The sequence below is a fragment of the Nonomuraea muscovyensis genome (assembly GCF_014207745.1).
Taxonomy (GTDB): Bacteria; Actinomycetota; Actinomycetes; order Streptosporangiales; family Streptosporangiaceae; genus Nonomuraea; species Nonomuraea muscovyensis.
Window position 1 is genome coordinate 119574 of record NZ_JACHJB010000003.1, and the last position, 18802, is coordinate 138375.

The following is an 18802-nucleotide window of genomic DNA, read 5'->3' on the forward strand; positions in this document are numbered from 1 at the left end:
ATCGGGCCTGTGGACCCGCCCCTTGGTTCAGTCTTCGTCCACGGGCCGCGCCTCACAAGGGAACTTGGTCCCTCGTCTGAGGGGACCTCCGTACCGCCGCTCAGGGAGTGCTTCGAGCGAGGAAGCCCACCGCGCCCGCCATGGTGGTGATCTCGGGATAGTCGTCCTCGTCGATGCGGCGCCCACTGGCCTCGCTCAGGTTCTCGACATAGCTGAGGAAGTCCAGCGAGTCGAGTTCGAACAGGTCGCGGAAGTCCGCGTCGGGCGGGATGTCCTGGAGGCGGGCATCGGGAGCCACCCGCCCGAGCGCGTCCTCGACGTACTGCCGTGCCTGCTCGGGAGTCATAGCTCCGCCGGGTGGTCGAGCAGCCGGCCGACGGCGGCGAGGAACCGTCCGCCGGTGTATCCGTCGGTGGCGCGGTGGTCGGCCGCGAGGGTGACCGTGACGAGCGGGCGCACGCCGAGCAGGCCGTGGACCGCCCAGGGGCGTTCGAGGATCCTGCCGAAGCCGACCAGCGCCACCTGAGGCGGGTAGATCACGCCGTGGACCGACTCCACACCTTGGTCGCCGAGGTTGGTGACGGTCATGGTCGCCTCGGTCATCTCGGCGGCGCGCAACCGTCCGGATCTGACGCGGGAGACGAGGTCCTTCATGCCGGCCATGAGGTCGGCGAGGTCACGGCCGGCCGCGTCGTGGAGGGCGGGCGCGATCAGCCCGCCGCCCTTCAACGAGATCGCCATGCCCAGGTGTACGGCTTCACCGGGGACGAAGCCGTCGTCGATCCAGAAGCCGTTGAGCCGCGGCACCTCGGCCGCTGCCGTCGCCGCCGCCTTGAGCAGCAGGGCCGCGGGCAGGACGCGCTCGGAGACCGGGAGTTCCCTGTTGCGCTCGCGCAGCCATGCCAGCGCCGTGCTCATGTCGATCGTGCTGGTGAGGTAGTAGTGCGGGATCTCCCGTTTGGACCGGGTCATCGCGCGGGCGATGGCCTGACGCATGGCCTGCTCTCGCCGTTCGTCCTGCCGGACGGCCTGACCGGGAGCGTTCACCGGCGGGGCGTGCCGGGCGGCGTCGCTCCGCACCGCGGCGGCCCGACGGACATCATCCGCTCTGACCGCGCCCGTGCGGCCCGTGCCCGGCACGGTGGCGAGGTCCAGATCCAGCTCGCGTGCCAGCCGCCGGGCGAGCGGCGAGGCCTTCGACCGCGCCGGCTCCGGTGGCGCCGGTGGCGCCGGCACGGTCGCGGGCCCCGTCGTCGCCCGACCGGCCGCCGGTTCGGTGCGGCCTGGCGGGACTGTGCCCTCCGGCCCGGCCGCGCGCTCCACGTCCGCACGGGTGACCGTGTCGCCCGGTCCGGTGCCGCGCAGTGACGTGAGGTCCATGCCACGCTCGGCGGCCAGGCGGCGGACCAGCGGCGACAGCACGTGCGCGGGCGAAGGCTCCGGAGGCGGCGGGGAGGGCTCGGCTGGTGCCCTCTCGGCTGGCGTCCGCTCGTCGACGACGGCCAAGGTCGTGCCGACGGGCACGCGTTCGCCGGTGTTCACGACCAGCCTGCCCACGACACCGGTGTGGAAGGACTCGACCTCGATGAGAGCCTTGTCCGTGTCGATGACCGCGATGGGGTCACCCTTGCGGATCGAGTCCCCCGGCTTGACCAGCCACTCGCTCACGGTGCCCGTCTCCATGTCGGCGCCGAGCGAGGGCATGCGGAAGTCGGCCATCACGAGCTCACCACGTCCCGGGCGGCCGTCACGATCGCGGGCACCTGGGGCAGCGCGGCCTCTTCCAGGTGGTGGGCGTACGGGATGGGCACCTCGGCGGAGCACACCCGTTCCACGGGCGCGTCCAGCTCGTAGAAGGCGCGCTCCACGATGCGGGCGGTGACCTCGGCGGACAGGCTGCCGGAACGCCAGCCCTCGTCGACGATGACGGCGCGATGGGTATGGATGATCGACTTGATCACGGTCGCCTCGTCGAGGGGACGCAGGACACGCAGGTCCACGACCTCCGCCTCGATGCCACCGGCCGCCAGCTCGTCGGCGGCGGTCAGGGCCTTGTGCAGCGTGCCGCCGTAGGCGATGAGCGTGACGTCGCGGCCCGGCCTGCGCACCGCCGCCGTGGTGATGTCGACGGGGCCGGTCCCGGGCTCGCCCGTGGAGTTGTAGAGGGAGCCGTGCTCGAAGATCAACACCGGGTCGGGATCGGCCAGGGCGGGGGCCAGCATGCCACCCGCGTCCTCCACCGTGGCGGGGGCCAGGATGCGCAGACCCGGAATGTGGGCGTACCAGCCTTCGAGGCTGTGCGAGTGCTGGGCGGCGAGCTGCCGTCCGGCTCCGGTGGTCATCCGGATGACCAGGGGGACGTTGAACTGGCCACCGGACATGTGCAGGATCGTCGCGGCGTTGTTGAGGATCTGGTCCAGCGCGAGCAGGCTGAAGTTGACCGTCATGATCTCGACGATGGGGCGCAGCCCGCCCAGCGCCGCGCCGATGCCGGCGCCGACGAACGCCGACTCCGACAGGGGCGTGTCGCGGATCCGCTCGGGGCCGAACCTCTCCAGCAGGCCGAGGCTGACCGCGAAGCAGCCCCCGTAGGCGCCGACGTCCTCGCCCATGAGGAACACCCGCTCGTCGGCGGTCAGAGCCTCGGCGATGGCCTCGCGGATCGCCTCCCGATAGGTGGTCATGGCCGCACCTCGCTGTAGACGAAGCGGGTGAGCTCCTCGATCGGTTCGATCGGGGCTTCCTCGGCGAAGGTGACGGCATCCTCCAGCTCCTGAGCGATCTCCTTCTCCAGGGCGGCCAGCTCGTCCTCCGGCAGCCTGATCTGCCCGAGGGGGTCACGGAGCTTCCACTGCTCGATCTCGGCCTTGTCCCGGTACCTGTCGGGGTCGTACATCGAGTGCGCGCGGAATCGGTAGGTTCGCAGCTCCAGGAAGTGCGGGCCGGCTCCGGCGCGGATGGACTCGCACGCCCGTTCGGCGGCGTCGGCGACAGCGCGTACGTCCATTCCGTCGACCGGCCAGGCCGCCACGTCGTAGGCGGCGGCGCGCAGCGCCAGATCCGTCTCGGCCTGCGAACGGGCCAGCGCGGTGCCCATCGCGTAGAGGTTGTTCTCGCACGCGAACAGCACGGGGAGCCCCCACAGCGAGGCGAGGTTGAGGCACTCGTGGAACTCCCCCTCGGCCATCGCGCCCTCGCCGAAGAAGCACGCCGTCACCCGCCCGCGGCTCAGCAGCTTGTCGGCCAGGGCCAGACCGACCGCTACGGGCAGGCCACCGCCGACGATCGCGTTACCGCCGTAGAAGCGCCGCTCCGCGTCGAAGATGTGCATGGAGCCGCCGCGGCCCCGGCTACAGCCCGCGGCCTTGCCGTACATCTCGGCCATCACCGAACGGATCGGGACGCCGCGCGCCAGGGCGTGGCCGTGCTCGCGGTAGGTGGACACGACCGCGTCCTCGGAGGTGAGCGCGTGGCAGACGCCCGCCGCCACGGCCTCCTCGCCGATGTAGAGATGCATGAAACCACAGATCTTCTCGCCGCTGTACAGCTCGACGCAGCGCTCCTCGAAGCGGCGGATCCGCAGCATCTGGCGCAGCAGCTCACGATCGCGGGACGATCGCGCGCGGGTTTTGCGTGGCATACCTTCACGCTCCGTCGACGGCCCCGGCGGCACCAGGGACCAAGGTCCCGCCTGTCAGAGGCACATGGCCCATCACGCGGGTCAGCTCGCTTCCCGAGGCGGGGATATCACCGTGGACCGGGTATCGGGTGCATGAGCGGGGGTCGGACTCCTGGATCCGAAGGACCGGGTCGAGGACCTTCTGCTCTGGCGGCGGAAGGCGCGACCTTCGACGATGGGCGCGAGGTGAGGAGCATGGCCGGTTCGCGAGGGATCGTTGTCGGCTACGACGGTTCCGGGTGGCGGGGCACATACACCAACGTGCGCGCCGAGTCCCGCGCCACCGTGCCCGCCCGGCCGAACGGGCCACAGGAGGTCGCCCGGGCGCGGAAGTCCTGACATGGCGAGCGACCGCCCTCGCAGCGAGGTCCTGCCGACGGGAGCCGGCCTCAGCTCAGGGGAGGCGGCCCGCCGCCTGGCTGCGGATGGCCCCAACCGGCTGCCTGCCGGCGAGCGCAGCCCGGTGCTGCTGCTGTTGCTGCGGGAGATGGTGCACTTCTTCGCACTGCTGCTGTGGGCCGCGGCCGGGCTGGCGCTGCTGGCCGGGATGCCGCAGTTGTCCGTCGCGATCGTCGTGGTGGTGCTGTTCAACGGTGCTTTCGCCTTCGTGCAGGAGTACCGGGCGGACCAGGCGAGCAGGCGGCTGAGAGAGCTGATCCCCGCCGACGTCACGGTTCGCCGCGACGGCCACCGCATGGTGGTGAGGGCCGCGGACCTGGTCAGGGGAGACGTGGTCCTGCTGGAGGCCGGCGACCGCATCAGCGCGGACCTGGAGTTGGCCGAGGTCCACGCTCTGGCGGTCAACGAGTCGACGTTGACCGGGGAGAGCGTCCCGGTCCGGCACCGCGAGCAGGCCACGGTCTTCGCCGGCACCTTCGTCGTCGAGGGGCAGGCGGAGGCCGTCGTGGTGGCCACGGGCGCCGGGACCCGGCTGGCCGCCATCGCCACCCTCACCCGGGCCGCGACGCGCCCGCCCAGCCCGCTCGCCCGCCGGCTGAGCAAAGTGATCAAGGTTGTCGCGGGCATGGCGCTCGGCGTGGGCGGGGTGTTCTTCGTCCTGACCCAGCTGCTCGGCATGGCGCCCGCCGACGGCTTCCTGCTCGCGCTCGGTGTCACCGTCGCCTTGGTGCCGGAGGGGCTGCTGCCCACGGTCACCCTGTCGCTGGCCCGCGCCGCCCGGCTGATGGCGAGCCGCAAGGCGCTGGTGCGCCACCTCGAAGCGGTGGAGACCCTGGGGTCGGCCACGTTCATCTGCACCGACAAGACCGGCACCCTCACGCGCAACGAGATGACGGTCGTGGAGATCTGGACCCCGGCGGGCCCCCTCGATCTCGGCTCTCCCGCCCGCGCCGCGGAGATCATGCGATCGGCGGTTCTGTGCTCGACCGGGCGGCTCGTCCCCGCCGACGGCGGGCACCGGGGGGTCGGCGATCCGATGGAGGTGGCGCTGCACGCGCTGGCCCTGAGTGCCGGAGCCCGCGAGGACGCGGCGGTCACCCGGCGCTACCCGTTCGACCCCGTCCGCCGCCGCTCCTCGGCGGTGGCCGGCGGCCGGCTGCACCTCAAGGGCGCTCCGGACGCGGTCCTGCCGCTGTGCGAACAGGCCCCGGGCGCGAGCCGGGCGTTGGCGGAGATGAGCGCGCGCGGCCTGCGCGTGCTGGCCGTCGCCTGCCGTGACGATCCCTCCGAGGGCGCCGCGGAGGAGATCGAACGTGGCCTCACCCTGCTCGGGCTGGTCGGCCTGGAAGATCCGCCTCGCGAGGGTGTCGCCGAGGCGATCGCCACCTGCCGGCACGCGGGGATCAAGCTCGCCATGATCACCGGTGACCACCCCGGCACCGCCCGCGCGATAGCGGAGCAGGTCGGGCTGCTGGGCCCCGACCCGCTCGTGCTCACCGGGCGCGAACTCCCCGGCGACGACGAATCCCTGGGCGCGCTGCTCGACCGCGACGGGGCGGTGATCGCCCGGGTGACCCCCGAGGACAAGCTCCGCATCGCCCGCGCGCTGCGCTCGCGCGGTCACGTGGTCGCGATGACCGGGGACGGGGTCAACGACGGCCCGGCACTGCGCGAGGCCGACATCGGCATCGCCATGGGCGCTTCCGGCACCGACGTCGCGCGGGAGGCGGCCGACCTGGTGCTGCTCGACGACCATTTCGCCACCATCGTCACCGCCGTCGAGCTGGGCCGGGCCACCTACGCCAACATCCGCCGCTTCCTCACCTACCACCTGACCGACAACGTGGCCGAGCTCACCCCGTTCCTGGTCTGGGCGCTCAGCGGCGGCACCATCCCACTGGCCCTGACCGTGCTCCAGGTGCTCGCCCTCGACATCGGTACCGACCTGCTCCCCGCCCTCGCCCTGGGTGCCGAGCCCGCCAACCCGCGCACCATGCGGGGCCCCGCGCGCACCGGAGCGTTGCTCGATCGGCGGCTGCTCTTCCGCGTGTTCGGGGTGCTCGGCCCCGCTGAGGCCGCCGTGGAGATGGCCGCCTTCGCCACCGTGCTGCTGCTGGGTGGCTGGACGCTTGGCGTCACGCCGGCTCCGGCGCTGCTCGCCGCCGCCTCGGGGACCGCCTTCGCGGCCGTGGTCCTCGGGCAGTTCGCCAACGCCTTCGCCTGCCGCAGCGAAACCCGCTGGGCCGGGCGGCTGCCGTGGCGGGGCAACCCGCTCCTGCTGTGGGCGGTGGCGACCGAAGCGGGCATGCTCCTGGTCTTTCTGGGCTTTCCGCCGCTGGCCACCCTCCTGGGAGGGGCCTTTCCTCCGCCGGTGGGCTGGGCTCTGGCCGCTTCGGCGATCCCCGCGGTCATCGGCGTGGACGCCGCGTACAAGGCCGTGCGCGCCCGCGGTCCCTTCCGAGGCGCGCCGCCGCCACAAAAGGGTATTTGACCGGATCCTTCCACTCCGTTGCAGGAGGGACCGCGCCACGGGGCAGGCAGCGGGAAGGTATGCGACCGTGGATCCAGCCGACCGCTTCGATGCGTTCCGTGCGCTGGCCGCTCGACGGGAGCGGACCGGGGCCGGGCTGATCGAGTCCTTGGCCGAGGCGGCGGACGACTCCGCCGGTGGGCCGGAGGTGTGGGCGCCCGGCGTCGCCGTCGGGCTGGGCCTGCCCGCGGCGGCCGGTCTGGGGCCTGCCACCTTCTACGCCGACCTGGCCGCCGCACGTGGCCGGCGCCACGTGCGGGTCTGCGCCGCCGCGGCATGCTACGCCGCGCGCCTGGGACAGCACCTTCCCGAAGTCGAGCAGGCGCTGGGAGTCGTCGCCGGAGCCACGAGCCCGGATGGAGAGGTGTCCCTGCAGGCCGTCCGCTGCCTCGGCTACTGCTACGCCGGTCCCGCCTGTCTCGACGGCGACACGCCCCGCGCCGGCCCGGACATCGCCGGCCTGCTGACCGGCCGCCCCGGGCCGCAGGATCCGCCGATTCCCGTGGCCGACACCACCGGGGATCCGGTCGTACTGGCCGGGATCGCCGGCGGGCAGCGTCCGTGGCGCGTATGGCCCGAGACCGTGAGCGCGCGCACGCCTGAGCAGGTCCACGCCGAGGTGGCGGCCTCGGGTCTGCGCGGGCGCGGGGGAGCGGGGTTCCCGGTGGCCGCCAAATGGGCCGCCGCGGGCCGCTCGCCGGACACCGTGATGATCGCCAACGGCGATGAGGGCGACCCCGGCTCCTTCGCCGACCGGCTGCTGATGGAGGCCGCTCCGGCCCAGGTGCTGGAGGGGCTGGCCCTGGCCTGCTTCGCCTGCGGGGCCCGCCGGGCCGTGGTCCTGGTGCGTTCGGAGTACCCGCGGGCACTGGCGAGGATGCGCGCGGCTCTCGGGCAGGCGTACGCCGACGGGCACCTCGGCCGCGCGGTGCACGGCAGCGGCGTGGACCTCGACATCCACGTCGTCGAGGGCGCCGGTTCCTACGTCGCGGGGGAGGAGACGGCTCTCATCGCCTCGTTGGAGGGTGGGCGTGGGTGCGCGAGGCCCCGCCCGCCGTACCCGACGCGGCAAGGTCTGTGGGACGCCCCGACCGTGGTCAACAATGTCGAGACGCTGGCCGCGGTGCCGTGGATCGTACGGCGCGGCGGGCAGGCCTACTCCCGCCGGGGGACGGGCACCGAGACGGGGACGAAGCTCGTCTGCCTGTCGGAGCGTTTCGCCCGGCCTGGATGCTACGAGGTGGAGCTCGGCACGCCGATATCGCGGATCGTCACCGAACTGGGCGGCGGGCTGAAGGAGGGCGCGCAGCTTCAGGTCCTTCAGGTGGGCGGGCCGCTCGGCGGCTTCCTGGCCCCGGAGCGGCTGGACGTGCCGCTGGCCGAGGCGGCGTTGGCGAGCCACGGCGCCGCCTTGGGCCACGCCGGTCTCGTCGCGTTCGACCAGCGGGTACGGCCCGAGGAGATCCTGCGGCACGTGTGGGAGTTCGCCGCCGCGGAGAGCTGCGGAGCCTGTTCACCGTGCCGGGTGGGCTCCAAGCGCGGCCTCGAACTCGTGCGCGAGGCCGCGGACGTGCCGCCCGGCGAGGAGTGCGCCCGGCTGCTCCGGGTGATGAGCGAGGCGAGCCTGTGCGCGTTCGGGCGGCGCGTGCCCGCGGCGGTGCGCAGCCTGGCCCGCGCCTGCGGCGACCGGCTCGCGGGGTGGGACCCGTGAGGGGCGCGGTCCGGATGCCCGTGAGGGGAGCGCTGTGACTGATCCGCGTAGTGGGGCTCGTCACCAGGAGCCCGAGGTGACTGATCCGCGTTGTGGGGCTCGTCACCAGGAGCCCGAGGTGTCGGTTGACGTGGACGGTGTCGCCGTCCGGGTGCCGCAGGGGGCGGCGCTGCTGGACGTGGTCCGCGCGGCCGGCGTCGCCGTGCCCGCGCTCTGCCACGACGACCGTTTCGCGCCTGCGGGCTCCTGCCGTACCTGCCTGGTCAAGGCCGACGGGCACGTCATGGCTGCGTGCGTCACCCCGGCCGCCCATGGCGCCCGGATCGAGGTCGACACCGGCGAGCTTCGGGCGCTGCGCCGCGACGCCGTCGAAGTGATCGTCTCGGCGCTGCCGCCGCGCGCTCTGGACGGCGGCGCGGACGGCAGCGAGCTGGCCCAGGTCTGCCACGAGCTGGGCGTCACGCCGGAGGCCGCCCACGGCCCGGGCGGCCGGGGCCGCGACGACAGCCACCCCTACGTCCACCTGGACCGGGACCTCTGCATCGCCTGCGGCAGGTGCGTCCGCATGTGCGCGGACGTCCAGGGCACCTTCGCCCTCACCCTGACGGGACGGGGAGGGGACACCGTGGTGGCCCCCGGCACCGGCGGGGTGTGGGCCGAGTCCGACTGCGTGGCGTGCGGCGGCTGTGTCGACACGTGCCCCACGGGGGCGCTCAGCGAGCCGGGCCTGCCCGGTGGCGCCCGCCCGGCCGCGCTCACCCGTACCCGCACCACCTGCGGCTACTGCGGGGTCGGCTGCGCTCTGGAGGTCCTCACCCGGGATGAGGAGGTCGTGGCGGTCACGCCCGCCCGCGACGGACCGGTCAACCGAGGGCACGCCTGCGTCAAGGGCCGCTTCGCGCACGGCTTCCTCACCTCGCCCGAGCGGCTCACCCAGCCGCTGCTGCGCCGCGACGGTGTCCTGGAGCCGGTGAGCTGGGCCGAAGCCCTCGACCACATCGCGCGCGGCTTCCGCTCGGCCGTGGCCGCCGGAGGACCCGACGCGGTGGCGGCGATCTCCTCGTCCCGAGCCACCAACGAGGAGAACTACCTGATCCAGAAGTTCATGCGGACCGTGGTCGGCACGAACAACGTCGACAACTGCTCCAGGCTCTGCCATGCGCCCTCCGCGGCAGGGCTGACGGCCGCGTTCGGACTGTCGGGCGGCACCGACTCCCTCGACGACGTCGAGCAGGCCGACTGCCTGCTGGTGGTCGGCGCCAACCCCGTCGAGGCCCACCCGGTGGTCGGCGCCCGCCTGCTCCAGCGCGTGCTGCGCGGAGCACGGCTGGTCGTCGCCGACCCTCGGGCGGTCGGGCTGGCCCACCACGCCGACGTGCACCTGAGGCCCCGCCCCGGCACCAACGTCGCCCTCTTCCACGGCCTGGCCCACGTGCTGCTCGCGGAGGGGCTGGCCGACGAGGCGTTTCTGGGCCGGCGCGCCACCGGCCTGCCCGAGCTGGCCGGGCTCCTGACCGGCTACCCGCCGGACCGGGTGGCCGCCATCACCGGGGTGCCGGCCGCCGACGTGGTGGCCGCCGCCCGGCTGTACGGGCAGGCCGGACAGCCGGCGATCGTCTACGGGCTGGGCGTCACCGAGCACCTGCACGGCACCGACGGCGTACGAGCCCTGGCCAACCTCGCGATTCTGCGTGGCGCGGTCGGCACCGGCCGCGGCTTCGGCGTCATCCCGCTGCGCGGGCAGAACAACGTGCAGGGGGCCTCCGACATGGGTGCCCTCCCCGACCTGCTCCCCGGCTACCAGAGGGTCACCGACCCGGCCGCGCGGGAGCGGGCCGCCCGATCGTGGGGGGCCGAGATCCCCGCGGAGCCGGGGCTGCGCATTCCTCAGATGTTCGCCGCGGCGCGCGCCGGTGACCTGGGGGCCTTGTGGATCATCGGCGAGGACGTGTGCGCCACCGACCCCGACACCACCCGGGTCGCCGAGGCGCTGGAGGCGTGCCCGCTGGTCGTCTGCAACGAGTTGTTCCTGTCGGAGACCGCCCGCCGGGCCGACGTCGTCCTGCCCGCCGCGTCCTGGCTGGAGAAGGACGGCACGTTCGTCAACTTCGACCGCCGCTTCCAGCGGGTACGGCCCGCGCTCGCGCCTCCGGGCCTGGCCCGTGCCGACTTCACGATCGTCCATGCCGTGGCGGAGGCTCTCGGCGCCGGCCTCGGCTGCCCGACCCCGGCCGCGGCGCTGGCAGAATGCGCCGCTCTCGTCCCCGTCTTCGCCGGGATCTCCCATGAACGGCTCGACCGGGAGGGCGCGGTCTGCTGGCCCGCGCCGTATCCCGACCGGCCCGGCGAGGCCCGGCTCTACCGGGAGCGGTTCGCCACCCCGGACGGGCTCGCCCACCTGGCCGCCTGCCCCTACCTTCCGCCGGGCGAGGAGCCGGACGACCACTATCCGCTGATCATGGTGACCGGGCGGCGGTGGGCGCACTACAACTCCGGCAGCATGACCCGGCGCACGCACAACCTGCGGCTCGACGCCGACGACCGGCTCGACCTCCACCCCGACGATGCCGCCCGCCACGGCCTGCGCGACGGCGACCCGGTCACCGTCGAGAGCCGTCACGGCGAGGCTCGGCTCACCGCCCGCACCAGCCGGGAGGTGGTGCCCGGGCAGGTCTTCTGCGCGTTCCACTTCCCCGCCAGCGGCGTCAACACGCTGACCTCCGACTTCGCCGACACCGTCACCTCATGCCCTGAGTACAAGGTCACCGCGGTACGGCTGCGGCCGGCGAACCGGTGAGAGCAGCGGCGAGCCGGCCGGGTGCGGTCGGGAGCTCAGAGTGCGGCGACTCGGCGACCGGTGATCTGCTGGGGCCGGATCCTGACGAACAGGTCGCGCTCGCCGCCGGCCCAGGGCTCCACGTCCGTGGGCCGCTCGTCCTCCGGAAGATGGTGAATCGAGCCCTGGACGAGCACGCTCCATCCCTGCCGGCTGGCCTCGTCGACGTGGTCCACCTCAAATGCGATCTTGAAGTCGACGCCCTCCAGCCCGGTACGCAGATCCTGATCCATCGCGCCGCCGCTCCTGGTGCGGAAGATGACGGCGCCGTCATGAACCTTGTAGTTGACCGGCAGCACGACGGGACCACCGAAGCCGGCGAAGGCGATGCGGCCGACCCCGCCCGGCGAGATGAGTCGCATGCACTCCACCTCGTCGAGTTCGTGCAGGGACACGTGAGCCGCTTGCTGGGCAAGGAAGCGGTCGAGCGCTCCGGTGTTGGCCATGGCTGTCTCCTTCTTCACTGCTGCCCACGCTAGGTCTGGGGCGAGGTCGCCGACACGGTCATAGGGCCTCTTCGGGGAGGACCAACGGCCCGACACCGGGAGGCGCGTCCTTGATTGATACAGTGATTTTAGCTCATACTGAAATAACTGTAAGAGGAGGTAGGTCAGATGCCGGAGCAGGAGCCGTTGCTGGAGTGGGTGGAGCGGGTCGCCATGTACCTGGCACGCGATGGGGTGCCGCCGATCGCCGGGCGGGTGCTCGGCTGGCTGATGGTCTGCGACCCGCCGGAGCAGTCGGCCGGGCAGATCAGCACCGCGATCGGCGCCAGCCGCGCCTCGCTGACGTCGAACCTGCGGCTGCTGTCCGGCATGGGCTTCCTGACGTGGCGAACCCGGCCGGGCGAGCGGACCGTCTACTACCGGATGGCCGAGGACGCCTGGGCGGTGGTGGCACGCAAGCAGATCGAGGGCATCACCTCGTTCCTCGACATCACCCACGACGGCCTGGCCCTGGTCGGCCCGGACGACGAGCGGGCCGCACGCGTCCGTCAGGCGCACGCCACCTTCGAATGGATGGCCAAGGTGTTCGACAACGCGCCACCCCTGCGCCCCGGCCCCCACGGCGGCGAAGAAGAGAGGAAGTCATGACCAGGCAGGCAATCGTGGTCGGCGGCGGCATCGGCGGACTGGCCGCCGCCGCCGCCCTGCGGCGGATCGGCTGGCAGGCCATCGTCCTGGAGCGCGCGGCCGAGTTGCGCGAGATCGGCGCCGGCATGTCCCAGGCCCCGAACGCCCTGCGCGCGCTGGAGGCGCTCGGCGTCGGCGAGCAGGCCCGCGCGGCCGGCGTGCCCACCCACGCATCCGGCAACCTCCGTCTGTCCGACGGCCGCTACCTGCAGCGCGCAAGGCCCGGCGACGCGTCCGCGCTGCTCGCCTTCCACCGCGCCGATCTGCAGCGGGTGCTGCTGGAGGCGGTGCCGGACGGCTGGGTGCGCACCGGCGCGGAGGTCACCGCCGTGCGGCAGGACGACGACGGCGTCACGGTCGCCTGCGACGGCGTCGAGGCGAGCGGCGAACTCGTCGTCGCCGCCGACGGCATCCGCAGCACGGTGCGCCGGCTGCTGTGGCCGGACGCGCCGCCGCCCCGCTTCCTGGGCCGGACGGCCTGGCTGGGCATCGCCGAGGTGGCCGGCGTGCCGGGCAGCATCACGCTCGGCCGCGGCGGCTACTTCCTCATCCATCCCGTCGGCCGCGGCCGCGCGTACTGGGCCTACGTCATCACCGCCGACCAGCCGGACGTCCGCTACGAGGACGAGAAGGCCGAGGTGGCCCGCCGGGTCGCGACCTGGCACGAGCCGATCCCGCAGCTGGTCGAGGCCACCCCGGCCGAGGCGGTGATCCATATCGACATCTGCGACCTGGACCCGCTGCCGACCTACGTCCGTGGCCGGGTGGCGCTGCTCGGAGACGCCGCTCACGCCATGAGCCCCGATCGCGGCCAGGGCGCCGGGCAGTCTCTGGAGGACGCGGTCGTCCTCGCCGCCGCCGTCGCCGCCGAGCCTTCGATCGAGGCCGCGTTGCGCCGCTACGACGCCGAACGCCGCCCGCGCACCCAGGCCACCGCCCGGGGTGCCCGTGCAGACGGGCACCGCACCACCTCCACGGCCGCCCACCGGGCGCTGACGAGCATGATCCGGATGATGCCCGCGTCGTTGTGGCGCAGGGGCATCGCCGCCGACGGCAACCCCACCTGGCGATGGCGGCCGCCGCACCTGCCGTCGCCGACCCCGCGCCACTGAGCCGGGGCCGCCCTGTGCCGGCCCCGGCGGGGCGGCTGCCGCCGGTGGGTTCAGCCCTTGATGAAGCGCCGGGTCATGTACCGGCGCACCGGCGGCAGGGCGGCCAGGCGCAGCGGGAGCTGGGTCAGCCACAGCAGCAGCGGGTTGGCGGGCGCGTAGACGCCCTTGACCCGGCGGCCGAGCTTCTGCTTCTTGTCCACCTCGGGCCGCAGCGCCGACTCCCACGCGGCCAGGGCGGCGCCGACGTCGCCCTGGTGGCGCTCCAGTTCGGTGCCGAGCCGGTCGGCGCCGCCGACCGCCAGGGCGGAGCCGTATCCGGCGAACAAGGTGACGCACCAGGCGGCGTCGCCGAGCAGGACCACGCGGCCGCGGCTCCAGGTGGGGGCCACGACCTGGCTGATGGTGTCGAAGTAGACCGAGTCGGCCCTGCCCAAACCGTCCAGAGCCTCCGGGATCACCCAGCCGAGGTCGCCGTAGACGCGTCGCAGTTGCGTGGCCGCGTCCTCGCCCGGGGCGGTGTGAGCGGTGCGGTAGCCGAAGAAGGCGACGTTGCGGCCGTCGCCGACGCTGATCACCGCAGCGGTGCGACCGCCGGACGACAGGGTGCCGGTGGTGCCGGGGGCGATGGCGGCCGGGCGCTTGTCGAGCATGTAGACGGCGACCTTGTGCTCCATGTCGAGCAGGAAGTCGCGCTCGGGGCCGAAGAGCAGGGCGCGGGTGGCCGAGTGCAGGCCGTCGGCGCCGATGAGCAGGTCCGCCTGCTCCACGGTGCCGTCGCTCAAGGTCACGCGGACGGCGTGGGCGTCCTGGTCGACGGCGGTGATGGTGGTGCCGAAGCGGATCTCGGCGCGGTCGTGGACGCGCTCGTACAGGACGGTTTCGATGTCGCCGCGCAGGATGGTCATGGATCGGGGGCCCGTGGTGGCGACGATGGTCTCGCGGGTCAGGGAGAAGCGACGCCGGCCGTCGGGCCGGTGGTAGACGAGCTCCTCGGTGACGAAGGACCTCTTCACCAGGTCGGGCAGGATGCCCATCCGCTCGGCGGCGTCGTAGCCGATGCCGCCGAAGGTGACGGCGTAGCCGCCGCTGCGGCGCTGCGGGGCGCGTTCGATGATGAGGCTGTCCCAGCCGATCTGGGACAGCCGGAGGGCGGCGGCCAGGCCGGCGATGCCGGCTCCGATGATGACGGCGCGCATGAAGGTTCCTTGCTGAGGCAGGTGGAGGTTCAGAGCTGGTCGAGGACGCGCCGCTCGGCGGCGCGGTCGAGCCAGGTGTCGGGTGAGGGTGCGTCGGGGCGCGGGGTGGGGTCGCCTTCGGCCCGCAGCCAGGCCCAGGTGTCGGCGAGCGTGTCCCGGAGCGGGCGAGTGGTCAGCCCGGCGGCGAACGCGGCGCTGACGTCGGCGTCGTTCATGCCGGTCGGGGCCGGGTCGTGCGGGAAGCGCAGGCCGAACTCCATGCCCAGCCACACGCCTTCCCGGCGCAGCAGCTCGGCAGGCGCCCACACCAGCTCGGCGTCGAAGCCGGTGACCTCCAGCGCCGTCTCCAGCAACTGCCCGATCGTGACCTCGCCGGGGCGGCCGGTCACCGTGTAGGCGCCGCCGACGCCGCGCTCGGCGCAGCGCAGCATCCAGGCGGCCATGTCGCGGGCGTCGATGTACTGCAGGGGCGCATCGGCCGGGCCGGGGGCGAGCACCCGGCCGCCCTTCTCCAGGCGGCGCAGCCACCAGGGGATGCGGCCGACGTCCTCGTACGGGCCGAGGATCATCCCGGCTCTGGCCAGGAGGGCCTGCTCACCGTGGACCTCGGTCACGGCCAGCTCGCCGCCGCGTTTGGCGGCGGCGTAGTCGGTGCCGTCCTCGCCGGCCGGGTCGCCGTCGACGAGCGGGGCGCTCTCGTCGGCGCCCGCCGGCCAGGGCCAGCGGTGCACGCCGCGGCTGGAGACGTAGCCGTAGTGTCCGGTACGGCCGGCCAGCAGGCGGGCACTGTCCCGCACGACGCGGGGTGCCCAGGCCCAGGTGTCGATGACGGCGTCCCATTCCTGGTCGCCGAGTGCGGCGGCGACGGCACGGGTGTCGGTGCGGTCGGCGGTCAGCGCCCGGACGCCGGGAGCCGGTGGGCGGCTGAGGCCGCGGTTGAGCGTGGTGACCTCGTCGCCCCGCTCCAGCGCGGTTTCGACGACGGCGCGGCCCACATGGTGAGTGCCGCCGAGAACGAGCAGTTTCATCGTGTTCCAGGGGTGAGGGGCAGCCAGAGGGCTGACGGGTGATCGGGGTCGTGGAAGATCTCGTGGTCTGATGCGCGCAGGCCGCGCGCTGTGGCCAGCGGCTCGCCGGTGCCGGGATTGCGGCCGTAGCGGGGGTGTGCGCCGCTGGAGACCTGCAGCCGGATCCGGTGGCCGCGCGCGAAGCGGTGGGCCAGCGGCCACAACGCGATGTCCACCGTGCGCACGTCCGTCAGGATGTCGCCACCTTGGCCCAGGCGGATGATCCCGTCGCAGAGGTTGAACGATCGCCCGCGGGGGTCCACGTCGCACAGCCGGGCCACGTAGTCGACGTGCGGGATGGACGAACGGGCGTGCAGCCGGACCCGGACGGGGCCCATCACCTCCACCTCCGCCTCCAGGGGGGCGGTGGTGTAGGTGAGCACGTCCTGCCTGGCCTCGATGGCCCGGTTGTCCTTCGGGCCCGAGGACATGCTCACCGCCGTCCCGCCCACCGTCGGTGTCGGATCACCGGGGTCGTAGCGGTACCGGCCGGGGGCCGTGCCAGGTGAGGGCTCCTCGCGGCCCAGCCGCCCGCCGGCCCGCAGGTACCAGGCGGTGGGCTGGTGAGCGGGCGGCCAGCGGGGCAGGTCGAGCCACCGGTTCGCGCCGGTGACGAACACCCGCGCCCCGGTGGGGGCGGCATCCCCCTTCATGGCCGCGTCCAGGGCGGCCATCGCGTCCTGCATGCCTTCGCGGGTGTACAGGCCCTTGCCGTGGCCCCACGGGCCCACCAGCAGCCGGACCTCGCGCCCGGCGGCCAGCAGGCTCGCGTGGTCGTCCAGCACGCCCGGCAGGAAGAAGTCGTACCAGCCGCCCTGCAGGTACACCCGGGGCGGCATCCGCTCGACGTTGGCGCGGTGGTCCATGCGCGCCCAGTACTCGTGCTCGGGCCCATGCGTGATCCACTCCTGGAACCAGCTCACCCGGTGTCCGGTCAGCGCCCGGTCGGCTTCGGCCAGCGGAAGGGTGAGGGTGGCACGACGCAGCCTGCGGCGGGCGGCGAAGGTGGCCAGCAGTTGCCGGGTGAGGGAGAACCCGCTGCCGAACATGGTGTCCACGAGCTGGACCCAGCCCAGCGCGTTGCCCGACGCGAAGGCGCCGCCGGGGTACATGAACCCCTCGGCGAAGGACGATGGCGCGTCCTGGATCACCGCGATCTTCCACTCGGGGATGTCCCGGGAGGCCAGCTCCCATTGGGCGAAGCCCAGGTAGCTGGCTCCCCAGGTCGCCAGCACGCCACCGAACCACGGCTGGGCGCGCAGCCAGCTCATCGTGCCGTCGGCGTCGGCCGGATCGATGACGAAGCCGTCGAAGCGGCCGCCGGAACCGGCCGTGCCGCGCAGGCTCTGGTACAGCACCTGGTAGCCGCGCTCGGCCAGCAGTTTCGGCAGCCGGTCGAGCGCGCTGCCTCTGCCGTACGGGCTGCGCAGGAGCACCAGCGGCGGCCGTGCGAGCTCGGCCGGGTAGTAGTGGGTAGCCAGCAGCCGCACGCCGTCGGCGGCCGGGACCTCGACGTTCCGCCGTACCCGCACAGGGTGCCGGATGGCGGGACGCACGCCGAACAGGCTGCTGAGCACACTCATCGGGGCCATCTCCTCGTCGACGCTTCTGTGATCTCGCTCGCCGACCAGGCTTCCCGGCACACCATCGGCTCTCGCAGGCGGAGCCGATGGCCATGACTATACCGAACTTTCAGAAATTTCTGAAGAGCTATGGCGTTCGCTATTCTGTGGGCCATGGGTGACAGGCAGGAACAGTGGGAGGCGGCTGAACGGCTGGCCCTGACCTTGGTCGAAGGCGGGCTGCAGCGCATGGCCGCGCGCACCCTGGCGGTCTTCCTCTTCACCGACCAGGACAGCGTCACCGCGGGCGAGATCGCCGCACGGCTCGAAGCCAGCGCGGGCGCCGTCTCGGGCGCGGTCAAGTCGCTGCTGTCGGTCGGCCTCATCGAACGCCTGCCCGCCCCCGGCAGCCGCCGCGAACACTACCGACTGCGCGACGACGCCTGGGCCAGGCTGTTCACCAGCCAGAACACAGCCTTCCAGGCCATGCTGCAGGCCGCGCGGACCGGAATCGAGACCACCGCCGAACACGACCCGGCACACCGGCGGCTGACGCAGATGCGCGACTTCTACGAGTTCATGCTGGGCGAGATCCCGGCCATGCTGGACCGCTGGCACCGGCACCGACAGCCCGGCTGATCGCGCCGAGGGGTGCGGCGGTCAGGTCATCACGCGGTCCGCTCGCGGGTCCACTCCTGCTCCTGCCAGGCCGGGTCGAGCGGGGTGTGCGCGATGTGGTTGGTGTAGTTCGACAGCGTCTTCATCCCCACGCCGAGCACGATGTCGAGCACGTTGCGCCGGGTGTAACCGGCGGCCAGGAACGCCTCGATCTCGTCGTCGTCCACCCAGCCGCGCCGCGCCACCATCGCCTGGGTGAGGCGGCGGGCCGCCTCCAACATCGGCCGCGCCGCCTCGGGGGCGTCGCTCTCGTCGTACACGCGGAAATCGGTCGTCATCTCTCCTCGGCAGTGGTCAAAGCGTCGAGTGCGGCACGCACGCCGGACAGCAGCTCGCCGGCCTCGGCTCCGGCCCGCGAGCGCAGGTTGACCCCGAAGGCCAGCAGCACCAGCGTCTCCGCGGTGGCATCGAGGTCGAGGCCGGGACGGAGATCTCCTTGCTCGTGGGCGGCGGCCAGCGAGGCGCGCATCGCCGTCCGCAGCGCGTCGTGGTGGGCCTGCAGGACCCGCCGTACTTCGGGAAGGTCGCGGCCGGCCGCGGCGTGCGCGTTGGTGACCAGGCAGCCCCAGCGTGCGTGCTCCCCCGTGCAGCGCACGGCCACCAGCCGCTCGAAGAAGGCGGTGATCGCCTCCAGGCCGCGCCCGTCCACGGCGAGGTCGGCGAACACCGGCCGCGACTGCCGCTCCAGGTAGCGGCGCAGCGCGGCTGCGTACAGCTGCCCCTTGCCGCCGAAGGTCGCGTACAGGCTGGAACGGCTCAACCCCGTCGCCTCGACCACGTCGGCGATGCCTGTGGTGTCGGCCCCGCGCTCCCAGAACAGGTGCACGACCTGATCCAGCGCCACCTCGGGGTCGAAGTGCTTCACGTCCGGCATCTGCCAGCTCCTATCTTGAAACGAC

Annotated in this window: 16 protein-coding genes; 6 read left to right on the forward strand and 10 right to left on the reverse strand. The window is 73.1% G+C overall.

The features are described 5' to 3' along the window. Window positions 1–100: 100 nt before the first annotated feature. From FHU36_RS32100 to pdhA, 4 genes are read right to left on the reverse strand one after another with little or no spacing between them, the layout of a single operon-like run. On the reverse strand, window positions 101–346 hold the full coding sequence (locus FHU36_RS32100) for an acyl carrier protein (RefSeq protein WP_185087854.1): 246 nt from the start codon (window positions 344–346) through the stop codon (window positions 101–103). Continuing rightward, window positions 343–1719: a dihydrolipoamide acetyltransferase family protein gene (locus tag FHU36_RS32105; protein WP_185087855.1), complete on the reverse strand. Its 1377-nt coding sequence runs from the start codon at window positions 1717–1719 to the stop codon at window positions 343–345. Before FHU36_RS32105 ends, FHU36_RS32100 begins: the two co-directional genes overlap by 4 nt. Next, window positions 1719–2684: an alpha-ketoacid dehydrogenase subunit beta gene (locus tag FHU36_RS32110; RefSeq protein ID WP_185087856.1), complete on the reverse strand. Its 966-nt coding sequence runs from the start codon at window positions 2682–2684 to the stop codon at window positions 1719–1721. The genes FHU36_RS32105 and FHU36_RS32110 overlap by 1 nt, the downstream gene beginning before the upstream one ends. Continuing rightward, window positions 2681–3640, reverse strand: coding sequence for a pyruvate dehydrogenase (acetyl-transferring) E1 component subunit alpha (gene pdhA / locus FHU36_RS32115; protein ID WP_185087857.1), 960 nt, complete (start codon window positions 3638–3640; stop codon window positions 2681–2683). The genes FHU36_RS32110 and pdhA overlap by 4 nt, the downstream gene beginning before the upstream one ends. A 379-nt stretch (window positions 3641–4019) precedes the next feature. Here pdhA and FHU36_RS32120 point away from each other — a divergent pair, with 379 nt between their 5' ends. The 3 genes from FHU36_RS32120 to fdhF all read left to right on the forward strand — a co-directional run bounded on the left by FHU36_RS32120 (window position 4020) and on the right by fdhF (window position 11116). After that, window positions 4020–6569: a cation-translocating P-type ATPase gene (locus FHU36_RS32120; protein WP_185087858.1), complete on the forward strand. Its 2550-nt coding sequence runs from the start codon at window positions 4020–4022 to the stop codon at window positions 6567–6569. Window positions 6570–6636: 67 nt separating this feature from the next. Beyond that, window positions 6637–8319, forward strand: a complete 1683-nt coding sequence (locus FHU36_RS32125; protein WP_185087859.1) for an NAD(P)H-dependent oxidoreductase subunit E — start codon at window positions 6637–6639, stop codon at window positions 8317–8319. Window positions 8320–8437: 118 nt separating this feature from the next. Beyond that, window positions 8438–11116: a formate dehydrogenase subunit alpha gene (gene fdhF, locus FHU36_RS32130; protein WP_185087860.1), complete on the forward strand. Its 2679-nt coding sequence runs from the start codon at window positions 8438–8440 to the stop codon at window positions 11114–11116. 35 nt (window positions 11117–11151) lie between these two features. Here fdhF and FHU36_RS32135 read toward each other — a convergent pair whose 3' ends face one another. Further along, complete coding sequence (locus tag FHU36_RS32135) at window positions 11152–11601, reverse strand: pyridoxamine 5'-phosphate oxidase family protein (RefSeq protein WP_185087861.1); 450 nt, start codon at window positions 11599–11601, stop codon at window positions 11152–11154. 168 nt (window positions 11602–11769) lie between these two features. Here FHU36_RS32135 and FHU36_RS32140 point away from each other — a divergent pair, with 168 nt between their 5' ends. Both FHU36_RS32140 and FHU36_RS32145 read left to right on the forward strand, forming a co-directional pair. Continuing rightward, window positions 11770–12249 carry a GbsR/MarR family transcriptional regulator gene (locus FHU36_RS32140; RefSeq protein WP_185087862.1) on the forward strand — a complete coding sequence of 160 codons (480 nt, stop codon included), beginning with the start codon at window positions 11770–11772 and terminating at the stop codon, window positions 12247–12249. Further along, window positions 12246–13400, forward strand: coding sequence for an FAD-dependent monooxygenase (locus tag FHU36_RS32145; RefSeq protein ID WP_185087863.1), 1155 nt, complete (start codon window positions 12246–12248; stop codon window positions 13398–13400). Before FHU36_RS32140 ends, FHU36_RS32145 begins: the two co-directional genes overlap by 4 nt. Before the next feature lie 50 nt (window positions 13401–13450). On the opposite strand, the gene FHU36_RS32150 is transcribed toward FHU36_RS32145, so the two are convergent. From FHU36_RS32150 to FHU36_RS32160, 3 genes are read right to left on the reverse strand one after another with little or no spacing between them, the layout of a single operon-like run. Continuing rightward, on the reverse strand, window positions 13451–14596 hold the full coding sequence (locus FHU36_RS32150) for an FAD-dependent monooxygenase (protein WP_185087864.1): 1146 nt from the start codon (window positions 14594–14596) through the stop codon (window positions 13451–13453). A gap of 29 nt (window positions 14597–14625) precedes the next feature. After that, window positions 14626–15624, reverse strand: a complete 999-nt coding sequence (locus FHU36_RS32155) for an NAD-dependent epimerase/dehydratase family protein (protein ID WP_185087865.1) — start codon at window positions 15622–15624, stop codon at window positions 14626–14628. Continuing rightward, the gene (locus tag FHU36_RS32160; protein ID WP_185087866.1) at window positions 15621–17246 is read right to left on the reverse strand and encodes a CocE/NonD family hydrolase; all 1626 of its coding nucleotides are present in this window, start codon (window positions 17244–17246) and stop codon (window positions 15621–15623) included. The genes FHU36_RS32155 and FHU36_RS32160 overlap by 4 nt, the downstream gene beginning before the upstream one ends. A gap of 153 nt (window positions 17247–17399) precedes the next feature. On the opposite strand from FHU36_RS32160, the gene FHU36_RS32165 reads away from it, so the two are divergent. Beyond that, a complete protein-coding gene (locus FHU36_RS32165) occupies window positions 17400–17864 on the forward strand; it encodes a GbsR/MarR family transcriptional regulator (protein WP_185087867.1) in 465 nt (154 codons plus the stop codon). A 29-nt stretch (window positions 17865–17893) separates the two neighbouring features. Here FHU36_RS32165 and FHU36_RS32170 read toward each other — a convergent pair whose 3' ends face one another. Together FHU36_RS32170 and FHU36_RS32175 are read right to left on the reverse strand one after the other, a co-directional pair. After that, window positions 17894–18181, reverse strand: a complete 288-nt coding sequence (locus FHU36_RS32170; protein WP_221497050.1) for a carboxymuconolactone decarboxylase family protein — start codon at window positions 18179–18181, stop codon at window positions 17894–17896. Next, window positions 18178–18777 (reverse strand): TetR/AcrR family transcriptional regulator, encoded by a 600-nt coding sequence (locus FHU36_RS32175; protein ID WP_185087868.1) that lies wholly within the window; start codon window positions 18775–18777, stop codon window positions 18178–18180. Before FHU36_RS32175 ends, FHU36_RS32170 begins: the two co-directional genes overlap by 4 nt. Window positions 18778–18802: the final 25 nt, after the last annotated feature.

Bases quoted from the DNA above. Each gene is read 5' to 3' on its own strand.
- FHU36_RS32150 (WP_185087864.1), bottom strand. From the start codon at position 14,596: ATGCGCGCCGTCATCATCGGAGCCGGCATCGCCGGCCTGGCCGCCGCC.
- FHU36_RS32105 (WP_185087855.1), bottom strand. From the start codon at position 1,719: ATGGCCGACTTCCGCATGCCCTCGCTCGGCGCCGACATGGAGACGGGC.
- FHU36_RS32100 (WP_185087854.1), bottom strand. From the start codon at position 346: ATGACTCCCGAGCAGGCACGGCAGTACGTCGAGGACGCGCTCGGGCGG.
- FHU36_RS32145 (WP_185087863.1), top strand. From the start codon at position 12,246: ATGACCAGGCAGGCAATCGTGGTCGGCGGCGGCATCGGCGGACTGGCC.
- FHU36_RS32110 (WP_185087856.1), bottom strand. From the start codon at position 2,684: ATGACCACCTATCGGGAGGCGATCCGCGAGGCCATCGCCGAGGCTCTG.
- FHU36_RS32135 (WP_185087861.1), bottom strand. From the start codon at position 11,601: ATGGCCAACACCGGAGCGCTCGACCGCTTCCTTGCCCAGCAAGCGGCT.
- FHU36_RS32155 (WP_185087865.1), bottom strand. From the start codon at position 15,624: ATGAAACTGCTCGTTCTCGGCGGCACTCACCATGTGGGCCGCGCCGTC.
- FHU36_RS32165 (WP_185087867.1), top strand. From the start codon at position 17,400: ATGGGTGACAGGCAGGAACAGTGGGAGGCGGCTGAACGGCTGGCCCTG.
- FHU36_RS32175 (WP_185087868.1), bottom strand. From the start codon at position 18,777: ATGCCGGACGTGAAGCACTTCGACCCCGAGGTGGCGCTGGATCAGGTC.
- FHU36_RS32120 (WP_185087858.1), top strand. From the start codon at position 4,020: ATGGCGAGCGACCGCCCTCGCAGCGAGGTCCTGCCGACGGGAGCCGGC.
- pdhA (WP_185087857.1), bottom strand. From the start codon at position 3,640: ATGCCACGCAAAACCCGCGCGCGATCGTCCCGCGATCGTGAGCTGCTG.
- FHU36_RS32160 (WP_185087866.1), bottom strand. From the start codon at position 17,246: ATGAGTGTGCTCAGCAGCCTGTTCGGCGTGCGTCCCGCCATCCGGCAC.
- FHU36_RS32140 (WP_185087862.1), top strand. From the start codon at position 11,770: ATGCCGGAGCAGGAGCCGTTGCTGGAGTGGGTGGAGCGGGTCGCCATG.
- FHU36_RS32170 (WP_221497050.1), bottom strand. From the start codon at position 18,181: ATGACGACCGATTTCCGCGTGTACGACGAGAGCGACGCCCCCGAGGCG.